This is a genomic window from Lysinibacillus sp. NPDC092081 (assembly GCF_044755845.1).
Lineage (GTDB): Bacteria > Bacillota > Bacilli > Bacillales_A > Planococcaceae > Lysinibacillus.
Genome location: NZ_JBIVRU010000002.1, coordinates 74,870 through 98,722, shown reverse-complemented (window position 1 = coordinate 98,722; position 23,853 = coordinate 74,870). Strand labels below are relative to the sequence as shown.

Genomic DNA, 23,853 nt, shown 5'->3' with positions numbered 1-23,853 from the left:
TCTCTTGGCATGCCTTTTTTTATTGAGGAAAACATTCCGTCATTGTAAGTGACTTCAACACTCGCTATACTTTTCTTAAAAAGAATTGGAGATAAGAAGATGCGTTTAATCTCAATTTGTCCTAGTAATACCGAGCTTGTTGCATATTTAGGCCTGACTGATCAGCTTGTTGGTGTCGATGATTTTTCAGATTGGCCATTAGCAGTAAACGACTTACCTCAGCTTGGCCCAGATTTATCAATCGATATGGATGCTTTAGAGGCGTTACAGCCTGATCTTGTACTCGCATCCTTAAGTGTCCCTGGCATGGAAAAAAATATTGAAGCTCTACAAGCTAGAAATATTCCGCATATTATTTTTAATGCTAATTCTTTAGAAGAAATCGCACAGGATCTCCATACTTTAGGTAAAGCCTGCGGAGTTGAAGGGCGTGCAAAGGAAATTTCTGAGGAATATTTACAATGTATCGATTGTCTTCGCACAGTTGCTCAAACGATTCCTAAAAAACCTACTCTCTATTGGGAGTGGTGGCCAAACCCTATCTTTACGCCAGGTAAAATTAATTGGCTAACTGAAATTAGTGCCATTGCTGGTGGGGAAAATCTGTTTCAAGATGTAGAATTAGCAAGCGTGCAAACCGATTGGGCAGATGTAGTAAGACGCGACCCAAACTATATTATGATGGCTTGGGTCGGTGTTGCCTTTGAACGTATTCAACCGGCTAATTTATTAAAACGTGCACATGCACAGGAGCTTCAAGCTGTTAAAATGAAACAGCTTTACGTAATGGAGGAATGGCTTTATTGTCGTCCATCACCACGTCTTATAGAGGGTGCATTAAAGCTAGCGAATATGCTTCATCCCAAAGAATATAAGCACGTAAAGCTTTCTAGTTTTTTAGATAGCTAAAAGAAATCGTCAACGTAGTCTTTGTTAATATTGTAACGCTTTAAATGAGAGTGATTTCCGTTCCATGCTACTCGCTTCGCACAGGTAAATCATTGCTGGAGTTTCGTCTTATAACTATGACATACCAGAAGATACACGCTATGTGAAGTGGTTGATTGGAGTAGAGGCTGGGCGACATAATAAAGTAAAAGGATTCACACACTGTTTTGTGTATGAATCCTTTTTTGCTCTTTGGAAGGTGGATGTCGATAAAATTCAGAAGTTGGGTGATAAAACGTGAAAGTTAGTCGATAAAATTCAAAAGTTGGATGACATTTTTTAAAACGGCCGTCAATCCCTCGTTTTGCCGAAGACATACTTTATTTGCATCTTAATTTCATTGACACAATCGTTTTCCAACAAAACAAAATATCCCCTCAAATATTGAGGGGATGTTTCTTTTTGTTGTGTGAGTCTGGATTATACAAACTTCACCATATGGTATTTTTTCTTGCCGCGACGAACAATGCTGAATGCATCTTCTAAACGATCTTTGCCGTCGATTACATATTCTAATTCAGTGACCTTTTCACCATTCACGCTAATCGCACCATTCGTTACATCTTCACGAGCTTGACGTTTTGAAGGTGAAATACCCGCTTCCACTAGTAAATCCACGATGTTTTTATCTTCTTTCGCCATTTCAATAGAAGGAACATCTTTAAATGCATCTTTCATTTCATCAGCAGAAAGTGCTTTTAGGTCACCAGAGAATAAAGCAGCTGTAATGCGAATTGCTTGGTCTAATGCTTCTTGACCATGAATTAAGCGAGTCATTTCTTCAGCTAGTGCTTTTTGTGCCTTACGTAAATGTGGTTCCTCTTCTACAGATACTGCTAAAGCTTCGATTTCTTCACGAGAAAGGAATGTGAAGATTTTTAAGTATTTTACAACATCAGCATCCGCAGCATTAATCCAGAATTGGTAGAACTCGTATGGAGATGTTTTCTTACTATCTAACCATACAGCGCCACCTGCTGTTTTACCAAATTTCGTACCGTCTGCTTTCGTTACTAAAGGAATTGTTATACCAAAAGCTTTCGTCTCTTCCTCATGTGTTTTACGAATAACTTCTAAACCTGTTGTAATATTTCCCCACTGGTCTGAGCCACCTACTTGAATGCGGCAGTTGTAATGGTTGTATAAATGATTGTAATCAATACCTTGAATTAAAGTATACGCAAACTCAGTAAATGAAATCCCTGTATCTAGGCGTGATGCAATCGTATCTTTTGCTAACATGTAGTTCACGTTAATTAATTTCCCATAATCACGTAAAAACTCAATCGTATTTATATTGCCAATCCAGTCACGGTTATTAACTAACTGAGCACCATTACCATCTTCTGCAAACTCAAAAATACGCTCTAATTGACTACGGATACCTTGAACATTTTTATCAATTTGCTCAACTGTTTGTAATTGGCGTTCTTCAGAGCGACCCGATGGATCTCCAATCATACCCGTTGCACCACCAACTAACAAAATTGGACGGTGGCCAGCTTTTTGGAATCGACGTAGCGTTAAAAGAGGCACAATATGCCCAATATGCATAGAATCCGCAGTTGGATCAACACCACAGTATAAAGATACGGATTGTTCATCTAATAATTTGGTCATACCTTCAGCATCAGTTTGTTGGTATAACAATCCGCGCCATTCTAAGTCTTGAAATAATTCGTTTGTCATTTTTATTCCTCCTAAGTGTTTAATATTTCGTGCAGGGAGAATTATTTTAGAAATAAAAAAGTCCCTACACGCAAAAACATTGCATGCAGGGACGTTAATCACTAACGCGGTACCACCCGGCTTGAAGATGTCATCCATCTTCCTCTTCATTCAATCGCCTTTATCGCAGGCGCGCACGTCTAAGCTCCAAGCACGTAATTCGTCTCTACATTATGACCAGCTTTCACCAACCGCTGGCTCTCTAAACAGGGAATAATAGACACTACTGCAAGCTCTTCATCACTAGAAAACTATAAGCATTATTCTATACGAATCTTTTTCATTGTCAATAACTATGTTCGACCTAAATCAATATGTGCTATAATAGACAAGATTTTAGGAGGTCGATACATTGAAAGATTGGATTGAGAAAATCAATGCAAAGATCGATGAATTAGTTCAACAAAAATGGATGAAGAAATTACGTATTTCAGGAAGTGTTGCCTGGAACTTATTTTTACTATTTTTAGTCTTTGCATTGGTAGGTACTGTATTTGCCGGTTCAGTTGGCGCTGGCTATTTTGCGTCACTTGTAAAAGAAGAGCCACTACGCTCAAAGCAAGAATTACGCAATGAAATTTTTAACTACGATTCAACAAGTGAGATTTATTTTGCCAACGATATTTATATCGGAAAATTACGTACAGATTTGGACCGTCGAGCAACAACATTAAACAATGTCGCACCTGATGTTCTAAATGCGGTATTAGCGACAGAGGATGAGTATTTCCGTGAACATAACGGAATAGTTCCGAAGGCCGTCATCCGCGGGCTACTTCAAGACGTAACAAACTCTTCCACTCAAACTGGTGGTTCTACATTAACACAGCAGCTTATTAAAAACCAAGTATTAACAAACGAAGTGTCTTATGAACGAAAAGCAAAAGAACTTTTACTTGCTATGCGCATAGAGCACTTTATGTCAAAGGAAGAAATTTTAGAGGCCTATTTAAACATAGTTCCTTATGGTCGTAACTCTTCCGGTCGAAACATTGCAGGAGTTGAAACAGCTGCTGAAGGTATTTTCAATGTAAAAGCAAAGGATTTAACGCTTCCTCAAGCAGCGTATATAGCTGGTATTCCTCAATCACCTTTTACTTACACACCTTTTACAAATACAGGTGTACTTAAAAGTAAAGAAGCACTTCAACTGGGTATTGATCGTATGAAAATTGTACTTTATCGTATGAAAGACGCAGGTTACATTAACGAAGCTCAATATAAAGAAGCACTCGCTTATGATATTACTGCTGATTTCCGTTCACCAGAGATGCGCACGGAGGATCGCTACCCATGGCTAACGTATGAGCTTGAAAGTCGCGCGACAGAAATTATTGCTGAAAAACTAGCAGTAGAAGATGGTATTGATCCAGAACGCTTAAAAAATGAAAAAAAATTAAAAGACAAGTATACGATCCTAGCAGATCGTGATGTCCGCTCAAAAGGTTATCGTATCTATTCAACTATTAATAAGGATATGTACGATTCGATGCAAAAAGCAGCGGAAAACTTTAAAATTTACGGTCATACTTACACCGTTAAAGACAAGGATCCTGCAACAGGTGCAGAAGTTGATGTTCAAATGCCTGTACAGGTTGGCAGTATTTTAATTGAAAATAATACTGGACGTATTTTAAGCTTTGTCGGTGGTCGTGATTTTGAACTTAAAAATTATAACTATGCAACACAAGCATATCGCTCAAATGGCTCAACAATGAAACCACTACTCGTATATGCACCTGCAATAGAATACAGTGTAATTGGTGCAGGTAGCCCGTTAGTTGACGTAAAATTCTCTGTGGGCGGATGGAGTCCGAACAACTATATTACTAGTGATGAACGAGGACTTATCCCTGCTCGTGAGGCATTAGCTGATTCACAAAACTTATCAGCTTTACGTTTATATAATGATATTCTTAACAGACGCCCTGCTGATCTTTTAGCAAAAATGGGGTTCTCAAAGTTACAGCCTGATGACTTCACAAACCTTGCAACTGGGATTGGAGCATTGAAGGAAGGAACTACTGTTGAAGAAAATACCAATGCCTATGCAACTTTCGCAAACGGTGGACAATTCATTGATTCTTATATGATTGATAGAATTGAAGATCAAAATGGAAATATCATATATAAACACGAAGTTAAGCCTGAACAAGTATTTAGTCCTGAAACCTCTTATATCATTACAGATATGTTACGAGATGTGTTAACAAAAGGAACAGGTACAGTTGCAAGAAATACGCTTAAATTCTCTGCTGACTTTGCCGCTAAAACAGGTACTTCACAAAATTATAAAGATGTTTGGCTAGTTGGCTATAACCCGAATGTTTCTCTTGGTGTATGGATGGGTTATGATAACAATCAATCACTGTATACATTTAATAATACGTATCAGCAGCCTAGTGTGCGAATTAACAAGCTATGGGGAACATTAATGAATTCTGTGTATGATGTCGATCCACAATTAATTGCCCCTAAAACTAGATTTAAACAACCGAAAAACGTTGTCACTGCATCATTCTGTGGTATTTCTGGTTTAGCGCCTTCTGCAGCATGTGCTAACGCTGGTCTCGTGCGCTCTGACTTGTTTAACGCGAAAGTATTTTTACCTTCACAACCTGATGATAGCTTAGCTTCCTCAAGCGTTGTTACGATTAAAGGTAAAACCTATAATGCACTCCCTAACACACCGCCAGAATTTGTAAAGACAGGTGGTGCAGGTATTAATCAAGCATTTATTAAACGAATGTTAGGCAGACTTGGCGGTAACCCGGCAAGCCTATTACCAAAAAATTCGTCATTATCGAATTCATCGGTATCCGGTGTTGATTTCCCGGCAGATAACAATTCGCCAGCAGCAGTAACCGCTTCAATTAATGGCAATACATTATCTTGGACAGGCTCTTCCAATGACGTAGTCGGTTATCGAATATATAAAGTAACAAACGGTGGTAGAACTCTTGTCGGATCAGTGCTTGAATCATCACAAAGTATGACGGTAGCAAGTGGGCAAGCCTATGTTGTTGTCGCTGTAGATATTACAGGTTTAACCTCATCGCAATCCAATGTCGCTTCTACTGGTGGTAGTGCGGATGAAAAACAACCTGAAAAAGACAATCAAGAAAAAGTTCCACCAACTACCCCACCTACTAACGACAATGACTCGAATCATAATGGAAACGGTTCGGAAAATGGCAATGGGTCTAGTGGTGGTAACGGGAACGGCTCTAATAGCGGCAATGGGTCCGGAAATAACGGCAATGGGTCTGGAAATAACGGCAACGGCTCTAATAACGGCAATGGGTCCGGAAATAACGGCAACGGTTCCGGAAACACCGGGAATGGCTCTAACGGAGGAGACAACGGAAATACAACTCCACCGACTGATCCACCTACCCAATAATAAACAGGCAGGCATACTACAAAGTAATTGTAGTATGCTTGTTTTTTTGCCATTATAAAGGGGACTACTAATTTGAAGGGGTGGAAATAATATGGACATTTTAGTTTTAGGAGGCACTCGCTTTTTTGGTAAAAAGCTTGTTGAACGCTGTCTTCAAAATGGGCATAGCGTAACTGTTTTAACACGTGGACAAAGCAGAAATCCTTTTGGTACAAAGGTGAAGCAGCTAATTGTTAATCGGGATGATGCCGATTCGTTGTCACAGGTATTATCAAGTTCAACATGGGATATTGTTTATGATAATATTTGCTACTCTCCCAATGAAGCTTCTAAAATATGTGAAATTTTAGAAGGTAAAACGAAAAAGCTCGTTTTTACATCTACTCTATCCACCTACGAAATAGACGGCATGGTCAAGACTGAGGAAGATTTCAATCCATATGATTATGAAGTTCGGATGGGGAACCGTGAAGATTTTTCATATGGTGAGGGTAAGCGTCAAGCAGAGGCAGTACTTTTCAAAGAGGCTACGTTCCCTGTTGTCGCTGTACGTCTCCCGATTGTTATGAGTGAGAACGACTATACACGTCGTTTACATTTTCATGTTGAACGAGTTTTACAGGAACAGCCTATTTCATTACCAAATATTGAAGCAAAGATGAGCTTTATTACGGATGACGAAGCAGCTGCATTTTTGTATTTTACTGGCATTACACCAATTGAAGGACCTTATAATGCAACAGCTGCAGGTGCAATTTCGTTAAAAGATTTACTTGAGCTTATTGAAGTAACAACCGGAAAGCATGCAAAAATTTCTCTAGTAGGTGGCGATGAAATGTCGCAGTCACCGTTTGGGGTTCCAGCAGATTGGTATATGTCAACTACAAAGGCAGAAGCTGCAGGCTTTACATTTAGTCAACTCCACGATTGGCTCCCTACGCTAGTGAAAACATTAGTAAAAGAGCTGCGATAAGTTAGGCCATTAAAAATCTGCTAGACTTCTCACCAAAGAAAGTGTAGCAGATTCATTTTCATCGTAGTTAATTGGCCTGATACTAAAACAGTATCGTTTTTAATATTGCAACTGCTTCATCGATTTCAGCTTTTGACACGGTTAATGGTGGTAGTAGACGAATAACGTTTGGTCCTGCACTTACTAATAATAAGCCGTTTTCCTCCGCCTCAGCTATATACGAGGCTACCTCAGTGTCGCCACAGCCAATGCCAAGAAGTAAGCCCTGGCCCTGTACCGTATACGTAGACGGTAGATTCGCTTTCAACTGCTTAACAAAATAAGTAGATAGCTCCTGTACATTTTGTAAAAATGCAGGTTCAAAGACATGATCAAGCACGGTTTCAGCAACACTCATTGCAAGTGGATTACCACCGAATGTTGTCCCATGTGTGCCAGGATTAAATGTATCATATAGCTCTGCTGTCCCAAGCATCCCACCGACAGGGAAGCCCCCACCTAGCCCTTTGGCCAATGTCACAATATGTGGCTTTAAGATCGTTTGCTCAAAAGCATATTTTGTTCCTGTTCGTCCAATACCTGTCTGAACCTCATCGATCATTAGTAATATTCCTTTGTCGTCACAGACTTTCGCTATTGCTGCTGCGAACTCTGGTGATACACTGTTAACGCCGCCCTCACCTTGAATCATCTCCAACATAATTGCTGCGACAGAATCGTCAATCGTTGCTTCAAGTGCTGCCACATCATTAAAAGGTAGAATTGTAAACTTTTCAACAAGTGGTCCGAAGCCATCACGTACCTTGCCCTGACCTGTTGCGGACATTGCTCCAAAAGTTCGCCCATGAAAGGATTTCTCGAAAGTAATAATATGATTTTTCCCTGTATGCTTACGTGCAAGCTTAATGGACGCTTCATTCGCTTCCGCACCACTATTACAGAAAAATGCATAAGAAAAATGTGTATCTGCTATTAATTTTTGCGCTACCTTCTCCTGGCCAGGAATATCAAATAAATTAGAAATATGCCAGAGCTTTTTACTTTGATCTTGAATAGCTTCCACAATCGCAGGATGTGAATGACCAAGACTCACTACAGCGATTCCACTTATAAAATCTAAATATTTTTTCCCAGCAGAATCTTCAACAACCGTTCCTTGCCCTTTGACAATTTGGGCGCGGCGTTTGCCATAGTTTCCAAATAAAGCACTCATTTTATCAACTCCTACTAATTTTGACTATAACAATCATCTTCTCTAAACAACTATATTGCTACCTCTATGCCATTAGAACGGTCACTCTTATCTATGAAGAAGAATGACTGTTACTGAGTGAGAATGAGGGAAACTTTACTCATTCGGGTTATCTTCATCTCCCGGATAAAATCGTCGTACCTACTAGCGATTCCCCAACAATTTGCACTGATGGAATACCTGCACTTAAACATTCAAGAGCTCCTTGAACTTTAGGTATCATCCCACCATAAATACGACCCTCATCAATCCATTGATTGATGAAGGAAGGTGTTACTTTCGATTGATATTCATCGTTAATACGAATACCACTTACATCCGTTACAAGTAATAAGCTATCTGCATCTATAGCTAGTGCTATTTCACTTGCTACCGTATCCCCATTAATATTTAATACTTGACCATGTTCATTTGCTCCAACGCAAGCAATAACCGGTACAACCCCCACACTAATTAATGCTTCTAGCAAAGATGTATTGACGGTTTTTACTTCACCAACAAAACCGTATACATCTTTGTCTAGATAATCCGCTACAATTAACTGACCATCAAAGCCATTTAATCCAATTGCAGCAATGCCAGCCGTTGTTAATTCATGAACAAGCGCAGGATTGACCTTTCCTATTAGCGTTGACTGTACTATATCAATTGCAGCTTCGCTCGTGACACGAATACCGTTTAAAGTATGTGATTCTATCCCACGCACCGCAAGTTCATGGTTAATAGCTGGGCCACCACCATGGGTAATAATAAGCTCTACACCGCTCTCTTGGAGTTTTTTAAAATTCTCAAAAAACGACTCATTTAAGCCCTCTAACGTACTGCCACCAAGCTTAATGACCATTCGTTTACGAGCGGTATGAGGCATTGATTTGAACGTAGTCATAAGTTAGATCACATCCCCAAGCATGCCCCTTGCCTTCCCCAATACCAAGTGACACATAGATTTTCACTTCATGCATTTTTAAAATTTGAATTAACCCATCCTCCGAAAATGGAATTGGCTCACCGTTTTCAACCATAGTTACACCGCCAATTTGGATCGTAATTTTTTCTGGATCAACCGTTGCACCACTATAGCCTACAGCGGCAATAATACGTCCCCAGTTTGCATCACAGCCAAATACTGCCGTTTTCACAAGCGGTGAACCAACTACTGTTTTAGCGATTTTACGTCCTTCTTCATCCGAAAATGCCCCTTCAACTTCAACCTCAATCAGCTTCGTTGCACCCTCACCATCTTTGGCAATCATTTTCGCTAAGTCTTCAGCTACTGTTTTCAATGTATAATAGAAGTTTTGCCAATCTGGATGGTCAGGAGTTAAAGCTATATTTCCTGCTAAGCCGTTTGCCATGACAACTACTGTGTCATTTGTAGATGTATCTCCATCCACTGTAATTGCATTAAAAGTCATATTTGTTATATCAGATAATGTAGCCTGTAAGACATCTGATTCAATATGTGCATCCGTCGTAATAAAACCTAGCATCGTTGCCATATTTGGTTCAATCATACCTGAACCTTTAGCAACGCCAGCGATAATAACCTCTTTGCCATCAACAATAGTGCTGTAGCTTGTGTTTTTCATACCTGTATCTGTTGTCATAATCGCTTGTGCAAAATCAATAGCACTTTCTAAATTATCCTTTGGCTCTAGCTGATTAATCCCATTTGCCACTGGCACCATATTCATAATTTCACCGATAACACCCGTTGAGCAAACACCTACTAAATTTGCCTCGACACCAAGCTTTTCTGCCATTAGGGCCTGCATTGTTTGTGCATCCTTCGCCCCTTGCTTCCCTGTACATGCATTAGCATTTCCAGAGTTGACAATCATCGCCTGCATTTTCTTCGTTGCGTACACAACCTCTTTCGTTACTTTTAATGGTGCTGCCTGCACAGCATTCGTCGTAAAGACACCCGCTACACTTGCGGGTACTTCACTGACTAATACAGCTAAATCTTTTTTCTTATGCTTTAAACCACAATGTAAACCCGCAGCTTTAAAGCCCTTTGGTGAAACAATATTTTTACTTGATAATTTTTTCATAATACTTGCGGATGCTATTAATGTCATAAAATCTTTCCTCCTTAGTTTTCTAAATAAAAGAAGCATACAGATTCCTTCATGCAATTAAAGATAGAACGGAACGACATCTAATCCTGTCGTTTGTGGTAAATCAAATTGAACGTTCATATTTTGAACGGCTTGCCCTGCAGCCCCTTTGACTAAATTATCGATGACGCCAACAATTGTGGCACGATTCGTACGGTTATCTACCTTCACTAAAATATCGCAATAGTTTGAACCTTTAACGCGGTTTGTTCCTAGACTATTTACATCTGTGGCAATCCGCACAAATGGATGCTTTTCATAGGCATTCTGTAAACAAGCTACTAGCTGCTTCTCTGTAACACCAGACATAACTGGTGCATATGAGGTAGCTAAAATCCCTCTAGTCATTGGCACTAAATGAGTATTAAAAGAAATGGTTGTATCGACCCCCGCAAACATTGAAATGGCCTGCTCGATTTCTGGTATATGCTGATGTGTATTCGTTTTATAGATTGAAAAGCTGTCATTTACCTCACTAAAATGCGTTGTTTGCGATGGCTTATTTCCGGCTCCTGAAATCCCACTTTTCGCATCAATCACTAAAAAGCTCGAATCAATCAATCGTTCTTTTAGCAATGGTAACAACGACAGTAAAACCGCTGTTGGATAACACCCTGGATTAGCAATAAGAGAAGCATGTTGAACATTTTCTGCATTCCATTCAGTTAAGCCATATACACTTTGTTGAATGATTTCCAATGGCGCCGCTTTTTTACCGTACCATGCTTCATAGCTCGCTGGAACTTTTAAACGGAAGTCACCAGACAAGTCTATTAATTTAGGACCTTTCCCTACCAATGGAGGTAATAGTTCACTTGTTACCCCTGAAGGCGTACTTGTAAAAACAACATCAAATTTCTCTAAAGCCCCATAATCAATTTTTTGTAAAGGTGTATCGGCAATATGAACGAGATGACCAAACTTAGAAGAAAAAATAACACCTTCTTCTGAAGATGTGAATAAATCAATCCGCTCCACCGCTTTATGATTATGTAAAAATCGAATAAGTTCTAAACCACCATATCCGGTTGCACCAACAATTCCTACTTTCAATGCACTCACCTCTGAAATAAGTTAAAATTAGTATACGTCTGCATATTTATTAAGTCAACTGAATTTTTATTTATTGACGTAATTTTCTTATTTATTCTGATAGTGCAATTCATCATTATAAATTCAAAAAAAGAAGGCTAGAACTCTTCGCTTATCGAATGAATTCCTGCCTTCTATTTATGCACTAGAGTATAAATATTTAAATTTCTCCATATCCATATGTTAAAACTTGATTTGAGACAAATAATTACTCTTCCATCGTAGATAAATCACCAGTTGGTAAATTTAACTCCCACGCCTTTAACACACGACGCATAATCTTACCACTGCGTGTTTTTGGTAGCTTATCCTTAAATTCGATTTCACGTGGTGCTGCGTGTGCAGATAAGCCCTTCTTAACAAAGTTACGAATATCCTCAATCAATGCATCTGAAGGTTCAACACCCTCACGTAATGATACAAAGGCTTTAATAATTTCACCTCGTACAGGGTCTGGCTTTCCGATCACCCCAACCTCAACTATATCAGGATGCTCGAGTAGCTTACTTTCTACTTCGAAAGGACCTACCCGCTCACCAGCTGTCATAATAACATCATCTACACGCCCTTGGAACCAGAAGTAACCATCATCATCCATATAGGCAGAGTCCCCAGACACATACCATTCACCTTTTAAGAAATAAGATTCATAACGCTCTTGATTTCCCCAAATTTGACGCATCATTGCAGGCCAACCACGTCGAATTGCTAAATTCCCCATTGTAAAAGGTGATACTTCATTGCCAGCATCATCAACAATCGTCGCATGGATGCCTGGTAATGGTTTTCCCATAGATCCTGGCTTAATATCCATAGAAGGATAGTTACAAATCATATGTGCTCCAGTTTCTGTCATCCACCACGTATCATGAATACGATGATCTAGCTCATCAATCCCCCAACGAATTACCTCTGGATTTAACGGTTCACCAACAGATAATATGTGACGTAAAGAAGATAGATCATAATTCTCAAGCATACCACTACCAGCGCCCATTAACATTCTGAAAGCTGTTGGTGCACTATACCAAACTGTTACACTATAATCCTCAATTGCTTGATACCAAGCTTGTGGTGAAAATCTCCCACCAACAATTAGCATTGTGACTCCATTTAACCATGGACCAAAAATACCATATGCTGTTCCTGTAACCCATCCTGGATCTGCCGTACACCAGTAAATATCATCTTCACGCAAATCTAGTACCCATTGCGTTGATTGATATTGTTGAAGCATTGCGTTATGAACATGCAATACGCCCTTTGGAGCTCCAGTTGATCCAGAAGTATAATGAAGAATCATGCCATCTTCTCTGTCCACCCATTCAATGTCAAATTGAGAAGGTGCCTCTTTCAAGCGTCTATTAAAATCTAAAATTTGTGGTGTTTCCTCTATATCAGATCCTACTAGAAAGACATGCTGCAAATGTGGTAGCTTTTCTAGAGGTACTCGTTCAAGTAACTCTGGTGTTGTCACTAATACTTTAGCTTCACTATCTGCAAGTCTGTCATAAACAGCACCTTCCATAAATGCCTCGAATAATGGACCTACAATAACACCCATTTTCAAAGCGCCTAATAATGAAAAATAAAGTTCAGGTGAACGCGGCATGAAAATAAATAATCGATCACCTTTCTCCAAATTTGTTGCTACCTTAAAAACATTTGCGGCTTTATTTGTCAGCTTTTTCATTTCATTGAAAGAATAAGCCTCTTTACGCTTACCATCATTAAAATAAAGTGCAACTTTGTTTTTTCGATGTGTTTCTGTATGACGATCAATTGCCTCATATGCCATATTCACAAGCCCTGTTTCATACCAACTAAATCCCTTTTCTGTCTCTTCCCAATCATGTGTTGCCGCAGCTTTCTCATAATCAGGCAAATTATATTGCCCCGATAAAGCATTCAACTTCTCCAACATTTTCATCCCCATGAAACTACCCCTCTCATTGCTATCGCCTTAGTATAATTAGTAGGCAAATTTCAAATCGTAATTTCATTATTTTCCCCTTCAAAATCCGCCACCTTCTCCAAAGACAACTACGTTATGTAGCAATTGTTATACAACAGTTCGCATAGTATAAAATCAGATAATGCTTATTCACACTACATTCTTCTGTTGAATAACAGATGCAATATAATTATATTTTACACGAATTCGCCGATAATGTCTTAATATTTTTATTTTTCTAAAAACACAGGTATATTTTGCAAAAGATAGCGTTTTTCCGCAGGAAATCAGCTATAATGGAATTATTAAACTCAGGTGGTGTAATTATGGAACATAAAAAAACTTTTTTTTCTGTCACAAAGGAAACTAAGCATGGTACTGTGTATGTGGAAGGACCTGTTCCTCCAGAAAAATTAGCTACATATTCATTCCACGAAGGCTTGGTTGCTTTTAGACCTCCAAAGCAACAGCAGCAAGCCATTATAGAAATTGCAGGACTTCCTGAAGGACGAATTATTATTATTCGAAATGAAAACATTATTGTAGGCTACGTCACTTATCTATATCCCGATCCACTCGAACGATGGGCCGAGGATCGAATTGATAACATGATTGAGCTAGGTGCTATTGAAGTCATTCCAGACTATCGTGGTACAGGTGCTGGTAAGACACTACTAGCTGTGTCTTTTATGGGAGATGAAATGGAAGACTATCTTGTTATCACTACCGAATATTATTGGCATTGGGACTTAAAAGGGACTGGTTTAAATGTTTGGGACTATCGCAAAATGATGGAGAAAATGATGGGCTCTGCCAACTTCGAATATTTTGCTACAGATGACCCTGAAATTACATCACATCCTGCTAACTGCCTGATGGCACGCGAAGGAAGACGCGTGCCTCCTGAGACAATAGAAAGATTTGATAGACTTCGATTTAGAAATCGCTTCATGTATTAAACCAACACATAGGGGATGAGTATATGATCGTAGAAGAAATTATGAATGATGAGCCCCTCACGCTGGCTCCGACAAATACAGTGTTTGAAGCACTTAAATTAATGCGTGAGAAAAAAGTACGTCACTTACCAGTTGTAGATGAGGAACATCACGTTCTAGGGGTTATCACTGAAAGAGATATTAAAGAGGCTTTACCTTCTTCATTACGGGATAAGCCTAATTCTCCAGTTTTTAATGCAAAAGTGGAAGAGATTATGGTTAAAAATCCACTTGTCGGTCATCCACTTGATTTCGTAGAAGAAGTAGCTCTTACTTTTTATGAATCCAAAGTAGGCTGTTTACCAATTGTCTCTGGAGGAAAACTAGTTGGAATTGTCACTACCACAGATTTACTCTATACATATATAGAGTTAACTGGTGCCACTGAACCTGGCTCTAAAATTGAAATTCGTGTATCTGATACGCCAGGAATATTATTTGAAGTCACAAAAATTTTCAATGAACATCATGCAAATGTCCAAAGCGTCTTAGTTTATCCTGACTCTGAAAATACCCAAAATAAAATTTTAAGTGTCCGAGTAAAAACATTGAATCCACTAGCTATGATAGAAGATCTTCGCAAAGAAGGCTTTGATGTATTATGGCCTAATTTGCCAGGTGTTTCGTTACAATGAAAAAAGCAGTATTTGTTTACTCGCCAGAGCAACTCGGATATAAATTTTCAGATACCCATCCTTTCAATCATAAACGCTTGACGCTTACAATGGATTTGTTAAAGAATATTGATGCTCTTGATGATTTAGATATTGTTCCAGCTCGTGTCGCAACAGAGGATGAGCTTTTACTTGCACATGATCCAAAATATATTGAAATCGTTAAAAAAGCAGGACATGGTGAGCTTTCAGAGGCACAATGTGAAAGCTACGGCATAGGCACCGAAGATACTCCTATTTTTGAAAATATGCACGAAGCAAGTGCACAGCTTGTCGGCGGAACATTAACAGCTGTCGATTATGTTATGGAAGGAAAAACCGAGCACGCCCTCAATCTAGGTGGAGGGCTACATCATGGCTTCCGTGGCCGTGCATCAGGTTTTTGTATTTATAACGATAGTACAGTAGCTATTCGCTATTTGCAGGAAAAATACAATGCTCGAGTACTTTATGTAGATACCGATGCCCATCATGGAGATGGGGTGCAATGGAGTTTTTATGAAGATCCAGATGTTTGTACATTGTCTATTCATGAAACAGGGCGCTATCTTTTTCCCGGAACTGGTAATATTACGGAACGCGGAAATGGACAGGGCTACGGCACTTCTTTTAATTTCCCAATTGATGCTTTTACAGAAGATGAGAGTTTCCTAGAAATATATGAAAAGGCTATGCGAGAAGTCTTTGAATTTTTCAAGCCGGATGTTGTGCTAACGCAAAACGGCGCAGATGCACATTATTTTGATCCATTAACACATTTATATGGCACAATGAACATTTATAGAGAAATTCCAAAGCTTGCGCATAAATTAGCACATGAATATTGTGGGGGGAAATGGATTGCCGTTGGTGGTGGAGGCTATGATATTTGGCGTGTTGTGCCTCGCGCATGGTCTATGCTATGGCTTGAAATGACAGATCAGCAATTACCAACAGGACCCCTACCTCAAGCATGGTTAGATCGTTGGCAGCCTGAAGCACCAGTGCCTTTTATCCCAACTTGGGAGGATCCAAATCCATTGTACGAGCCAATCCCTCGAAAGGCTGAGATTGAAGAAAAAAACGCGCAAATGCTAACCAAAGCGCTTCATATTATTCGCAATGAAAAACACGTTTAACACTATGCCTCACGACAGTCGTGAGGCTTTTTATTTTTATCTTAGTCCTCTATCAGTCACTCTTGGCATTCTATCCATCACTTTCACCTTTCTATCCGACTATAAAAAACACGCAAATCCATTATCAGATTTACGTGTTATAACTGTTATTTACTTTTGACAGATTGTCGATGTTCAATACGATGAGGTAAAATAACCGATTCGTCCTCAACAGGCTCTTTGTTCATCAATTTTGTCAGCAAGCGCATTGCGACAGCTCCGATATCGTAAAGTGGTAACGCGACACTTGTTAGCTGTGGACGAACCATACGTGCTAATTTTGAATTTTCAAAGCTGATCACTTCGATATCCTCAGGTACATCTTTGCCTGCATCCTGCGCACCATGAATCAATCCAATTGCTAATTCATCACTACCTGCAAAATAAGCAGTTGGAGGATTATCAAGTGAGGATAATGTTTCCCAAGCCTCTAACCCCATATCATAGCTTGATTCTTCTGCAGCGATTAGTGATTCATCTATAGGTAAGCCTGCGTCTTGTAAGGCTTTTTTATAAGCTTCAAGTTTGAATTTTCCATTAATAGTATACGTAAGCGGACCTGTTACGAAAGCGATTCTCTTATGACCATTTTGAATGAGTAATGTAATCGCCTCATAAGCTGCTTGGTAATAATCAATGTTAACAGTCGCAATTGTTTGCGATTCATCTACTGAACCTGCAAGCACAATTGGTACAGGTGAATGATCCATAGTTTGTTGCATTTTTTCAGTTACTTCATCACTCATCATAACAATACCGTCAACTTGTTTACCCAGCATTGTATCCAGTAGTTGAAGCTCTTTATCTTCATGTTGGTCTGAGTTGGCTAAAATAATATTGTAACGATACATTGTTGCAATATCCTCTACACCACGTGCCAGCTCCGCATAAACATTGTTTGCAATATCCGGGATAATCACGCCAACTGTTGTTGTTTTCTTACTTGCTAATCCACGCGCTACTGCGTTTGGACGATACTCTAATCGTTCAATTACTTCTAATACTTTTTTTCGTGTTGCCGGTTTTACGTTTTGATTACCATTGACTACACGAGAGACCGTTGCCATAGAAACATTTGCTTCTCTTGCAACATCATAAATTGTAACAGTCATCGTACGTGCCTCCCTTTTTTCCTTTTATAGCCTTATCATACGATAATTTTCATATTCTTTTCAAGAAGCAGTATGTACATGAAAAGAAAAACCAAGTACAAGTAGTACTATTCTAGACATTATTTTGTCACTATATAGTAAACACCGCCTGCTGATTAAAGCAAGCGGTGTTTATCAACAATTAGGCATTGATTTCATGGTTCTTCATGAAAGCTTGTAATGTTTTGTAGAAAGCATCAAATGTTGGAATATCCATTTGTTGTTGTGAATCAGAAAGTGCTACAGATGGATCTGGATGCACCTCTGCCATGACGCCATCAGCTCCAATAGCAATTGCTGCCTTAGCACATGGTAATAGTAAATCACGACGACCTGTTGAATGCGTTACGTCTACAAATACTGGTAAATGCGTTTCTTGTTTTAAAATTGGTACAGCAGAAATATCTAATGTGTTACGAGTTGCTTTTTCGTAAGTACGAATACCACGCTCACAAAGAATGATGTTCTCATTTCCTTTAGACATAATGTATTCTGCTGCGTGAATGAATTCATCAATTGTCGCTGCTAAGCCTCGTTTTAAAAGGACAGGTTTATTTGTTGCACCCGCTGCTTTTAATAATTCGAAGTTTTGCATATTTCGTGCACCAATTTGGATAACATCGATGTAATCTAATGCTTCCTCTAAATGACCTGGTGTAACAATTTCCGTAATAACGCCTAAACCGAATTCCTCAGACACACGTTTTAAAATTTTAAGCCCTTCTAATCCAAGACCTTGGAAGTCATATGGAGAAGTACGTGGTTTATAAGCACCGCCACGAATTAACTTTTCACCTTTTGCTTTAATTGATGCTGCTACCGCTGCTACTTGCTCGTATGATTCTACAGCACAAGGTCCAAATACGAAAGATGGTTTTCCTTGGCCAATCAGCTCACCATTTACATTAATGACAGTATCTTCTGATTTCTTCTTACGAGATACAAGTAATTCTTTTTTCTTATCCGCTTCAAGTTGTTTTAAAGCTGTTTTGAAGATTTGCTTAAATATATAATCAACCGTCATTTGGTTTAATGGACCTTGATTGTGTTCTTTAATAAGATCAAGCATGTGTCGTTCACGTAATGGATCATAGCGATTCACACCTTGTTTTTCTTTAATTTTACCGATTTCATCAACTACTGCTGCACGTTCGTTAATTAGACGAAGAATTTCTAAGTTTAAACCGTCTATTTGACTACGTAAGCTTTCTAAATCTTTTTGGCTCATGCTTTCTTGCTCCTCTCCTCATGACAGACACTTCCAGAACTCTGAAATGTATGTTACATTTTTAGATATTAGCAACATTATAATCAATGTTGTACAGAATGTCACGCATTTTTAATTTAGCGCTTCAACTCGCTAAATTATAATAACATATTACGAGAAAGGAAGCGAGTACATTGAGTTCAAAATTATTTGCACTTGATATCGGTACACGTTCTGTAGTAGGCATTATTTTAGCTGAAGATAATGACCGCTTTCACGTGGAAGACATCTTAGTAAAAGAACATAAAGAACGCGCCATGGTTGATGGTCAAATACATAATGTCATGTATGTGGCAGATTTAATCAATGAAATTAAACATGAACTTGAAGAGAAGCATGGTCCTTTAACAAAAGTAAGTGTCGCTGCAGCTGGTCGCTCATTAAAAACAGAACAAGCGAGCGTGACGATTAATATACGTAATCGACCAATCTTTACAGAAGAAGATATAAGTCGTTTAGAACTACAAGCTGTTCAACAGGCTCAGCAACAGCTCCTTCAACACAAAGAAGATGCTAAAATAAGCCACTATTATTGTGTTGGTTATTCAGTTTTATACTATCGTTTAGATGGTGAAGAAATTGGTAGCCTACTCGATCAGCAAGGTGATGAAGCACAAATTGAAGTTATTGCTACGTTCTTGCCACGAGTTGTCGTAGAATCACTTATTGCGGCTCTTAAACGCGCGGATTTAGAAATGGATGCACTAACATTAGAACCTATAGCAGCTATTAATGTGCTTATCCCCCCAACAATGCGGCGTTTAAATGTGGCGCTTGTTGATATTGGTGCTGGTACATCTGATATTGCCATTACCGATAAAAGTACTGTTGTCGCATATGGCATGGTACCAACTGCCGGTGATGAAATAACAGAGGCTTTAAGTGACCACTACTTACTCGACTTCCCAGTTGCCGAAAAAGCGAAACGTCAACTGCAAACAGAAGAAGAAATTTTAATTCAGGATATTTTAGGCTTTGATCAATATTTTCCGAAAGAAGAAGTTCTTCAAGCAATTGATTCTGCTGTTAAGCAACTTGCAAAAGCCATTGGGGAAGAAATTTTGCGTCTTAATAATCGCATAACTCCTAAGGCGGTAATGCTTGTTGGTGGTGGTAGCTTAACACCAAATCTTACAACTGAACTTGGACTAGTACTAGATTTACCTGCCAATCGTATTGCCATTCGAGGAATTGACGCCATTCAAAACTTAACGAAGGAAGATCATATTAAAGCATCTCCTGAATTGGTGACCCCAATTGGTATCGCCATTGCAGCAAAAAAAATGCCTATTCAATATATGAGTCTAACAGTCAATGAACAAGTCGTTCGCCTTTTCGAATTAAAGGAAATGACCGTTGCCGATGCATTTTTAGCAGCCAATATTCGAGCAAAGCAGTTATATGGAAAACCAGGACATGGATTATCAGTGAATGTAAATGGACAAGATATTTTCATCCCTGGTGGTCACGGTCAACCGGCGGAAATTTTAGTGAATGGTCATCAGGCATCCACAAAAACAATGATTAAAACAGGCGATGCCATCCAGTTAATTGAAGGCCAAGATGGTCAGCCAGCTATTGCTACAGTGAGAGATATTGTAGATGATGCTTCGATTAAAACCGTTACAATTCAACATACAAAATATGTGATTGAACCACAAATAACTGTTAATGGTTCCCCTGCATCACTCGATAGTGCATTAAATGATCGAGATGTTGTGATGTTTGAAATAGCCGAAACAGTCGAGGATGTATTTAAGCTCACAAATAATTGGGAGTTATTAAAACAATTTGAGTCATTTTATATTCAAGTAGACGGAAAGCCACTTTATTTACCAGAGTTTTCAGCCCATTTAATGATTAATGGTAAACCATCAAAAATGTCATATACTGTACAAGATGGTGATATTATTTCGTTTCAGCAACAATCATTTCCTACTGTTCAACGGATTGCTGACCAAATGAATGTTTTACTTGAGGATAAAATCATCATACACTTTCAAAACGAAGTGTTAGAGCTAAAGAAGATGGCCAACGAAGTTCTCGTTAATCATGTAGTAGTTTCACCTCTGTCAACCGTTCCAAATGGAGCAACAATTTCATTTAAAGAAAAAGACCGAAGTCGTTGGATATATCAAGATGTGTTCCGCTTCTCTAATTGGCAACTACCTACTACATTTAAAGGTAATTTTACGATTTTACGAAATGGTCAACCGGCAAGCTTCGATATGGAGATTTTCGGTGGGGATAAATTAGAGATTTTACTAGAAAAAGCGCCTATATCTGAACAAATGCGCTAAAGCGCTGGAGAGCCCGAAGCAAAAGTAAACACCCCACCACTTTTGCCCAAGAGATCGAAGCGACCTCGAGGATGTAGCATTTTAGCCTAGACGACGACTTTGCTCTAGTTTATCCACAGGCAAAAAAATCATAGTTTCCTTAACAATAAAAAAGGGATACGTTACATCTATGATAAGATGTAACGTATCCCTTTTATCTATTATGCGTTATGCGCGAACTTCTTCACTTTTTTCTTCAGCTTGTTCCTTTTTTTCACTAGCATCCTCTGCTTTAGGTTCTTCACTAGGAATGAAATCCTCCAGTGGCTCTTCACCCTCAAAAGAAACAGTACCATCGTCAAAAACAGTTGGTGCTTTTGCTGATTTTAATGTTTTTACTTTCTCTACTAATTGTGTAGATTGTTCTTGAATTTGTTTAGATAATTGAACCGTTTTATCCTTTGCAGTTGTCGAGAAATCTGCACTCTTATCTTTTAAGTTAACAGCTTGTACTGCTACATCGCTACGTAAATCTTTCCCTGATTTTGGAGCTAGTAATAAGCCTGCTGCTGCACCTACTATACCCCCAACTAATGCGCCAATAACAAAATCCTTCATGTTCACTCGCTCCTCTTCATAGATCGATTCTTGCGGTTGATAAAGCTGTGGCAATGAACTTTCAAGTTGTTGTTCCTTCACTTCATTATAATTTGGCTTTTGAGTTGTCATGCAACGATTCCTCCCCATCTTATTATCTGATTTGCCTAGACTGGTTGTCCATCTGCTTTTGCGGATGCATTCTTCAACATATGCCTAAGACTTTATTTTTATTCCGTTGACATTTAATGTCTACCGAATAATAATTATTTTTTACGGCCCCATTTTCTTTTCGATTTTTCCGACCGCTCTGATTCAGAAGAATAAACATCTTCTTGAATCACCTCATTGGCCTGATCGATAATTTTGCGTTTCTTCCACTTATCTGCAATGCCTATTGCGACATTGCTCCATTGAACAACTTGTGCAATTTTTTCTTCATTTTGTTCCACACTATTAGAAATTGAAGAAGTAATTTGCTGTACAGATGTATTTAAACCATTTACAGAGTCGCCAATTCCTTTGACTGCATGAACAACAGAATTTAACTGTTCTGATTTTTCTTGAATATCCTCTGCCAAGCTATTTGTTTTGGATAGTAAGGAAGTCGTTTCACGTGTAATACCTTCCATTTGTCCTTCAATACCTGATAATGTTCCAGCTAAACTGTTAAGGATTGGTTTGAGCGAAAATAATGTCATTCCAACGCTCACACAAAAAATTAAAAAACCGATTGCTGCAATGATTGCTGCAATATACAAAATAACTTCCATAACTAGACCTCCTGCAAGTAAAAATTCTCTTTACTAGTACTTTCCTTATTTTCGACAAAAAAAACTGAATTCCTTCTCATTTTGAGAAAAAACAGCTTATTCCTTGCGGACTAAGCTGTTTCGTTGTTCTTTAGCACGTCTTCAAAAGCATCTTGGAATTTATGAACATCGCCTGCGCCCATAAATAAAAATACTGCGCCCTTATGCTTTGTTAACACTTCAATTCCTTCAGTGGTAATCACTGCACTGCCTTCAATTAAAGACGCTAAATCTTGGATTGAAAGTGCGCCTTGTGTTTCCCTTGCAGAGCCAAAAATATCACATAAGTATGCTGTATCTGCAAGACTTAGACTATCCGCAAAATCCTGTAAAAAAGCTTGTGTACGTGTAAATGTATGTGGTTGGAAAATAGCTACTAGCTCACGATCCGGAAACTTTTGTCGTGCTGATTGAATCGTTGCACGGATTTCAGTTGGATGGTGTGCATAGTCATCTATTAATACATTATTCCCAATATTCGTTTCTGTAAAACGTCTTTTTACACCTTTGTATGTGTTTAAACGTTCTTGAACGATTTCTGGTGAAATACCTTCATATTGGCAAAGTGTAATAACAGCTAAAGTATTTAATACCGCATGATCTCCAAACAATGGGATAAAGAATGTACTATAAAATTCATTGCGTACAAATACATCAAATTTTGTACCCTTAGTTGTTTTTTCAACATTACGAGCCTCAAAATCATTTTCAGCCCCAAAACCGTAATAAACAACAGGTACCTTCGCTTGAATGCGTTGTAGATGTTCATCATCACCGCAAGCAATAATTGCTTTTTTAACTTGTAATGCTAATGATTGAAACGCTGAATAAACATCCTCTATGTTTGCAAAATAATCCGGATGGTCAAAATCAATATTAGTCATTACAGCGTAATCGGGATTGTAAGCTAAAAAGTGTCGACGGTATTCACATGCTTCCATCACAAAGAAGTCAGCATTTTCATGCCCAGCTCCTGTTCCATCACCGATTAAATAAGAAGTTGGTTTATAACCACCTACAACATGAGACATTAAGCCCGTCGTAGATGTTTTACCATGTGCACCAGTAATAGCAATCGACGTATAATTACCGATATATTCACCTAAAAATTTATGGTAGCGAATAACTTCTACACCGATTTCACGAGCTCGCTCTAATTCAGGATGATCATCAGGAAATGCGTTCCCTGCAATAACTGTCATGCCTTCTTTAATATTATCTGCATTAAATGTAAAAATTGGAATATTACGATCACGTAACGGCTGTTCCGTGAAGAAATATTTATCAACATCTGAGCCCTGTACTTGTTCACCAGCATCAAATAAGATTTGTGCAAGTGAACTCATGCCAGAACCTTTAATGCCTGTGAAATGAAAAACTGTCATTAATTAAACCCCCCGGGAATTCAATATCCCTTCTATCATCTATTAGGTGTATCGTATTTTTAT

General features: G+C 38.7%; 18 protein-coding genes and 1 other annotated feature. Of the genes, 7 read left to right on the top strand and 11 right to left on the bottom strand.

Annotated elements, in window-relative coordinates:
* The first annotated feature begins 99 nt into the window (after window positions 1–99).
* Window positions 100–909: a cobalamin-binding protein gene (locus ACIQLB_RS05270; protein WP_400721960.1), complete on the top strand. Its 810-nt coding sequence runs from the start codon at window positions 100–102 to the stop codon at window positions 907–909.
* A gap of 459 nt (window positions 910–1,368) precedes the next feature.
* Here the strand turns inward: ACIQLB_RS05270 and tyrS are convergent, their stop codons facing one another.
* A complete protein-coding gene (gene tyrS / locus ACIQLB_RS05265; RefSeq protein ID WP_400721953.1) occupies window positions 1,369–2,637 on the bottom strand; it encodes a tyrosine--tRNA ligase in 1,269 nt (422 codons plus the stop codon).
* A gap of 84 nt (window positions 2,638–2,721) precedes the next feature.
* Window positions 2,722–2,926 (bottom strand) — a binding site (T-box leader).
* Between the two features lie 102 nt (window positions 2,927–3,028).
* On the opposite strand from tyrS, the gene ACIQLB_RS05260 reads away from it, so the two are divergent.
* Both ACIQLB_RS05260 and ACIQLB_RS05255 read left to right on the top strand, forming a co-directional pair.
* Window positions 3,029–6,079 carry a transglycosylase domain-containing protein gene (locus ACIQLB_RS05260; RefSeq protein WP_400721949.1) on the top strand — a complete coding sequence of 1,017 codons (3,051 nt, stop codon included), beginning with the start codon at window positions 3,029–3,031 and terminating at the stop codon, window positions 6,077–6,079.
* Between the two features lie 91 nt (window positions 6,080–6,170).
* On the top strand, window positions 6,171–7,052 hold the full coding sequence (locus ACIQLB_RS05255) for an NAD-dependent epimerase/dehydratase family protein (RefSeq protein ID WP_400721946.1): 882 nt from the start codon (window positions 6,171–6,173) through the stop codon (window positions 7,050–7,052).
* An 82-nt stretch (window positions 7,053–7,134) separates the two neighbouring features.
* On the opposite strand, the gene ACIQLB_RS05250 is transcribed toward ACIQLB_RS05255, so the two are convergent.
* The 5 genes from ACIQLB_RS05250 to acsA all read right to left on the bottom strand — a co-directional run bounded on the left by ACIQLB_RS05250 (window position 7,135) and on the right by acsA (window position 13,452).
* The gene (locus ACIQLB_RS05250) at window positions 7,135–8,265 is read right to left on the bottom strand and encodes an acetylornithine transaminase (RefSeq protein WP_400721943.1); all 1,131 of its coding nucleotides are present in this window, start codon (window positions 8,263–8,265) and stop codon (window positions 7,135–7,137) included.
* A 154-nt stretch (window positions 8,266–8,419) separates the two neighbouring features.
* Window positions 8,420–9,190 (bottom strand): acetylglutamate kinase, encoded by a 771-nt coding sequence (gene argB, locus ACIQLB_RS05245; protein WP_400721940.1) that lies wholly within the window; start codon window positions 9,188–9,190, stop codon window positions 8,420–8,422.
* A complete protein-coding gene (argJ, locus tag ACIQLB_RS05240) occupies window positions 9,153–10,385 on the bottom strand; it encodes a bifunctional glutamate N-acetyltransferase/amino-acid acetyltransferase ArgJ (RefSeq protein WP_400721938.1) in 1,233 nt (410 codons plus the stop codon). The genes argB and argJ overlap by 38 nt, the downstream gene beginning before the upstream one ends.
* Before the next feature lie 57 nt (window positions 10,386–10,442).
* Window positions 10,443–11,477: an N-acetyl-gamma-glutamyl-phosphate reductase gene (gene argC / locus ACIQLB_RS05235; protein ID WP_400721935.1), complete on the bottom strand. Its 1,035-nt coding sequence runs from the start codon at window positions 11,475–11,477 to the stop codon at window positions 10,443–10,445.
* A gap of 247 nt (window positions 11,478–11,724) precedes the next feature.
* A complete protein-coding gene (acsA, locus tag ACIQLB_RS05230) occupies window positions 11,725–13,452 on the bottom strand; it encodes an acetate--CoA ligase (protein WP_400721932.1) in 1,728 nt (575 codons plus the stop codon).
* Between the two features lie 344 nt (window positions 13,453–13,796).
* On the opposite strand from acsA, the gene ACIQLB_RS05225 reads away from it, so the two are divergent.
* From ACIQLB_RS05225 to ACIQLB_RS05215, 3 genes are read left to right on the top strand one after another with little or no spacing between them, the layout of a single operon-like run.
* Window positions 13,797–14,429 carry a GNAT family N-acetyltransferase gene (locus ACIQLB_RS05225; RefSeq protein ID WP_400721929.1) on the top strand — a complete coding sequence of 211 codons (633 nt, stop codon included), beginning with the start codon at window positions 13,797–13,799 and terminating at the stop codon, window positions 14,427–14,429.
* A gap of 23 nt (window positions 14,430–14,452) precedes the next feature.
* On the top strand, window positions 14,453–15,103 hold the full coding sequence (locus tag ACIQLB_RS05220) for an acetoin utilization AcuB family protein (RefSeq protein ID WP_400721926.1): 651 nt from the start codon (window positions 14,453–14,455) through the stop codon (window positions 15,101–15,103).
* Window positions 15,100–16,260, top strand: coding sequence for an acetoin utilization protein AcuC (locus ACIQLB_RS05215; RefSeq protein WP_400721923.1), 1,161 nt, complete (start codon window positions 15,100–15,102; stop codon window positions 16,258–16,260). Before ACIQLB_RS05220 ends, ACIQLB_RS05215 begins: the two co-directional genes overlap by 4 nt.
* A gap of 146 nt (window positions 16,261–16,406) precedes the next feature.
* Here the strand turns inward: ACIQLB_RS05215 and ccpA are convergent, their stop codons facing one another.
* A complete protein-coding gene (ccpA, locus tag ACIQLB_RS05210) occupies window positions 16,407–17,411 on the bottom strand; it encodes a catabolite control protein A (protein ID WP_400721920.1) in 1,005 nt (334 codons plus the stop codon).
* Between the two features lie 181 nt (window positions 17,412–17,592).
* Window positions 17,593–18,678 (bottom strand): bifunctional 3-deoxy-7-phosphoheptulonate synthase/chorismate mutase, encoded by a 1,086-nt coding sequence (locus tag ACIQLB_RS05205; protein WP_400721917.1) that lies wholly within the window; start codon window positions 18,676–18,678, stop codon window positions 17,593–17,595.
* A 173-nt stretch (window positions 18,679–18,851) separates the two neighbouring features.
* On the opposite strand from ACIQLB_RS05205, the gene pilM reads away from it, so the two are divergent.
* Complete coding sequence (pilM, locus tag ACIQLB_RS05200; protein WP_400721914.1) at window positions 18,852–21,017, top strand: pilus assembly protein PilM; 2,166 nt, start codon at window positions 18,852–18,854, stop codon at window positions 21,015–21,017.
* A 207-nt stretch (window positions 21,018–21,224) separates the two neighbouring features.
* Here the strand turns inward: pilM and ACIQLB_RS05195 are convergent, their stop codons facing one another.
* From ACIQLB_RS05195 to murC, 3 genes are all read right to left on the bottom strand, one after another.
* The gene (locus ACIQLB_RS05195) at window positions 21,225–21,725 is read right to left on the bottom strand and encodes a YtxH domain-containing protein (protein ID WP_053485032.1); all 501 of its coding nucleotides are present in this window, start codon (window positions 21,723–21,725) and stop codon (window positions 21,225–21,227) included.
* A gap of 134 nt (window positions 21,726–21,859) precedes the next feature.
* Window positions 21,860–22,366, bottom strand: a complete 507-nt coding sequence (locus ACIQLB_RS05190) for a DUF948 domain-containing protein (RefSeq protein WP_400721910.1) — start codon at window positions 22,364–22,366, stop codon at window positions 21,860–21,862.
* 110 nt (window positions 22,367–22,476) lie between these two features.
* A complete protein-coding gene (gene murC, locus ACIQLB_RS05185; RefSeq protein WP_049667451.1) occupies window positions 22,477–23,790 on the bottom strand; it encodes a UDP-N-acetylmuramate--L-alanine ligase in 1,314 nt (437 codons plus the stop codon).
* Between the last annotated feature and the right edge of the window lie 63 nt (window positions 23,791–23,853).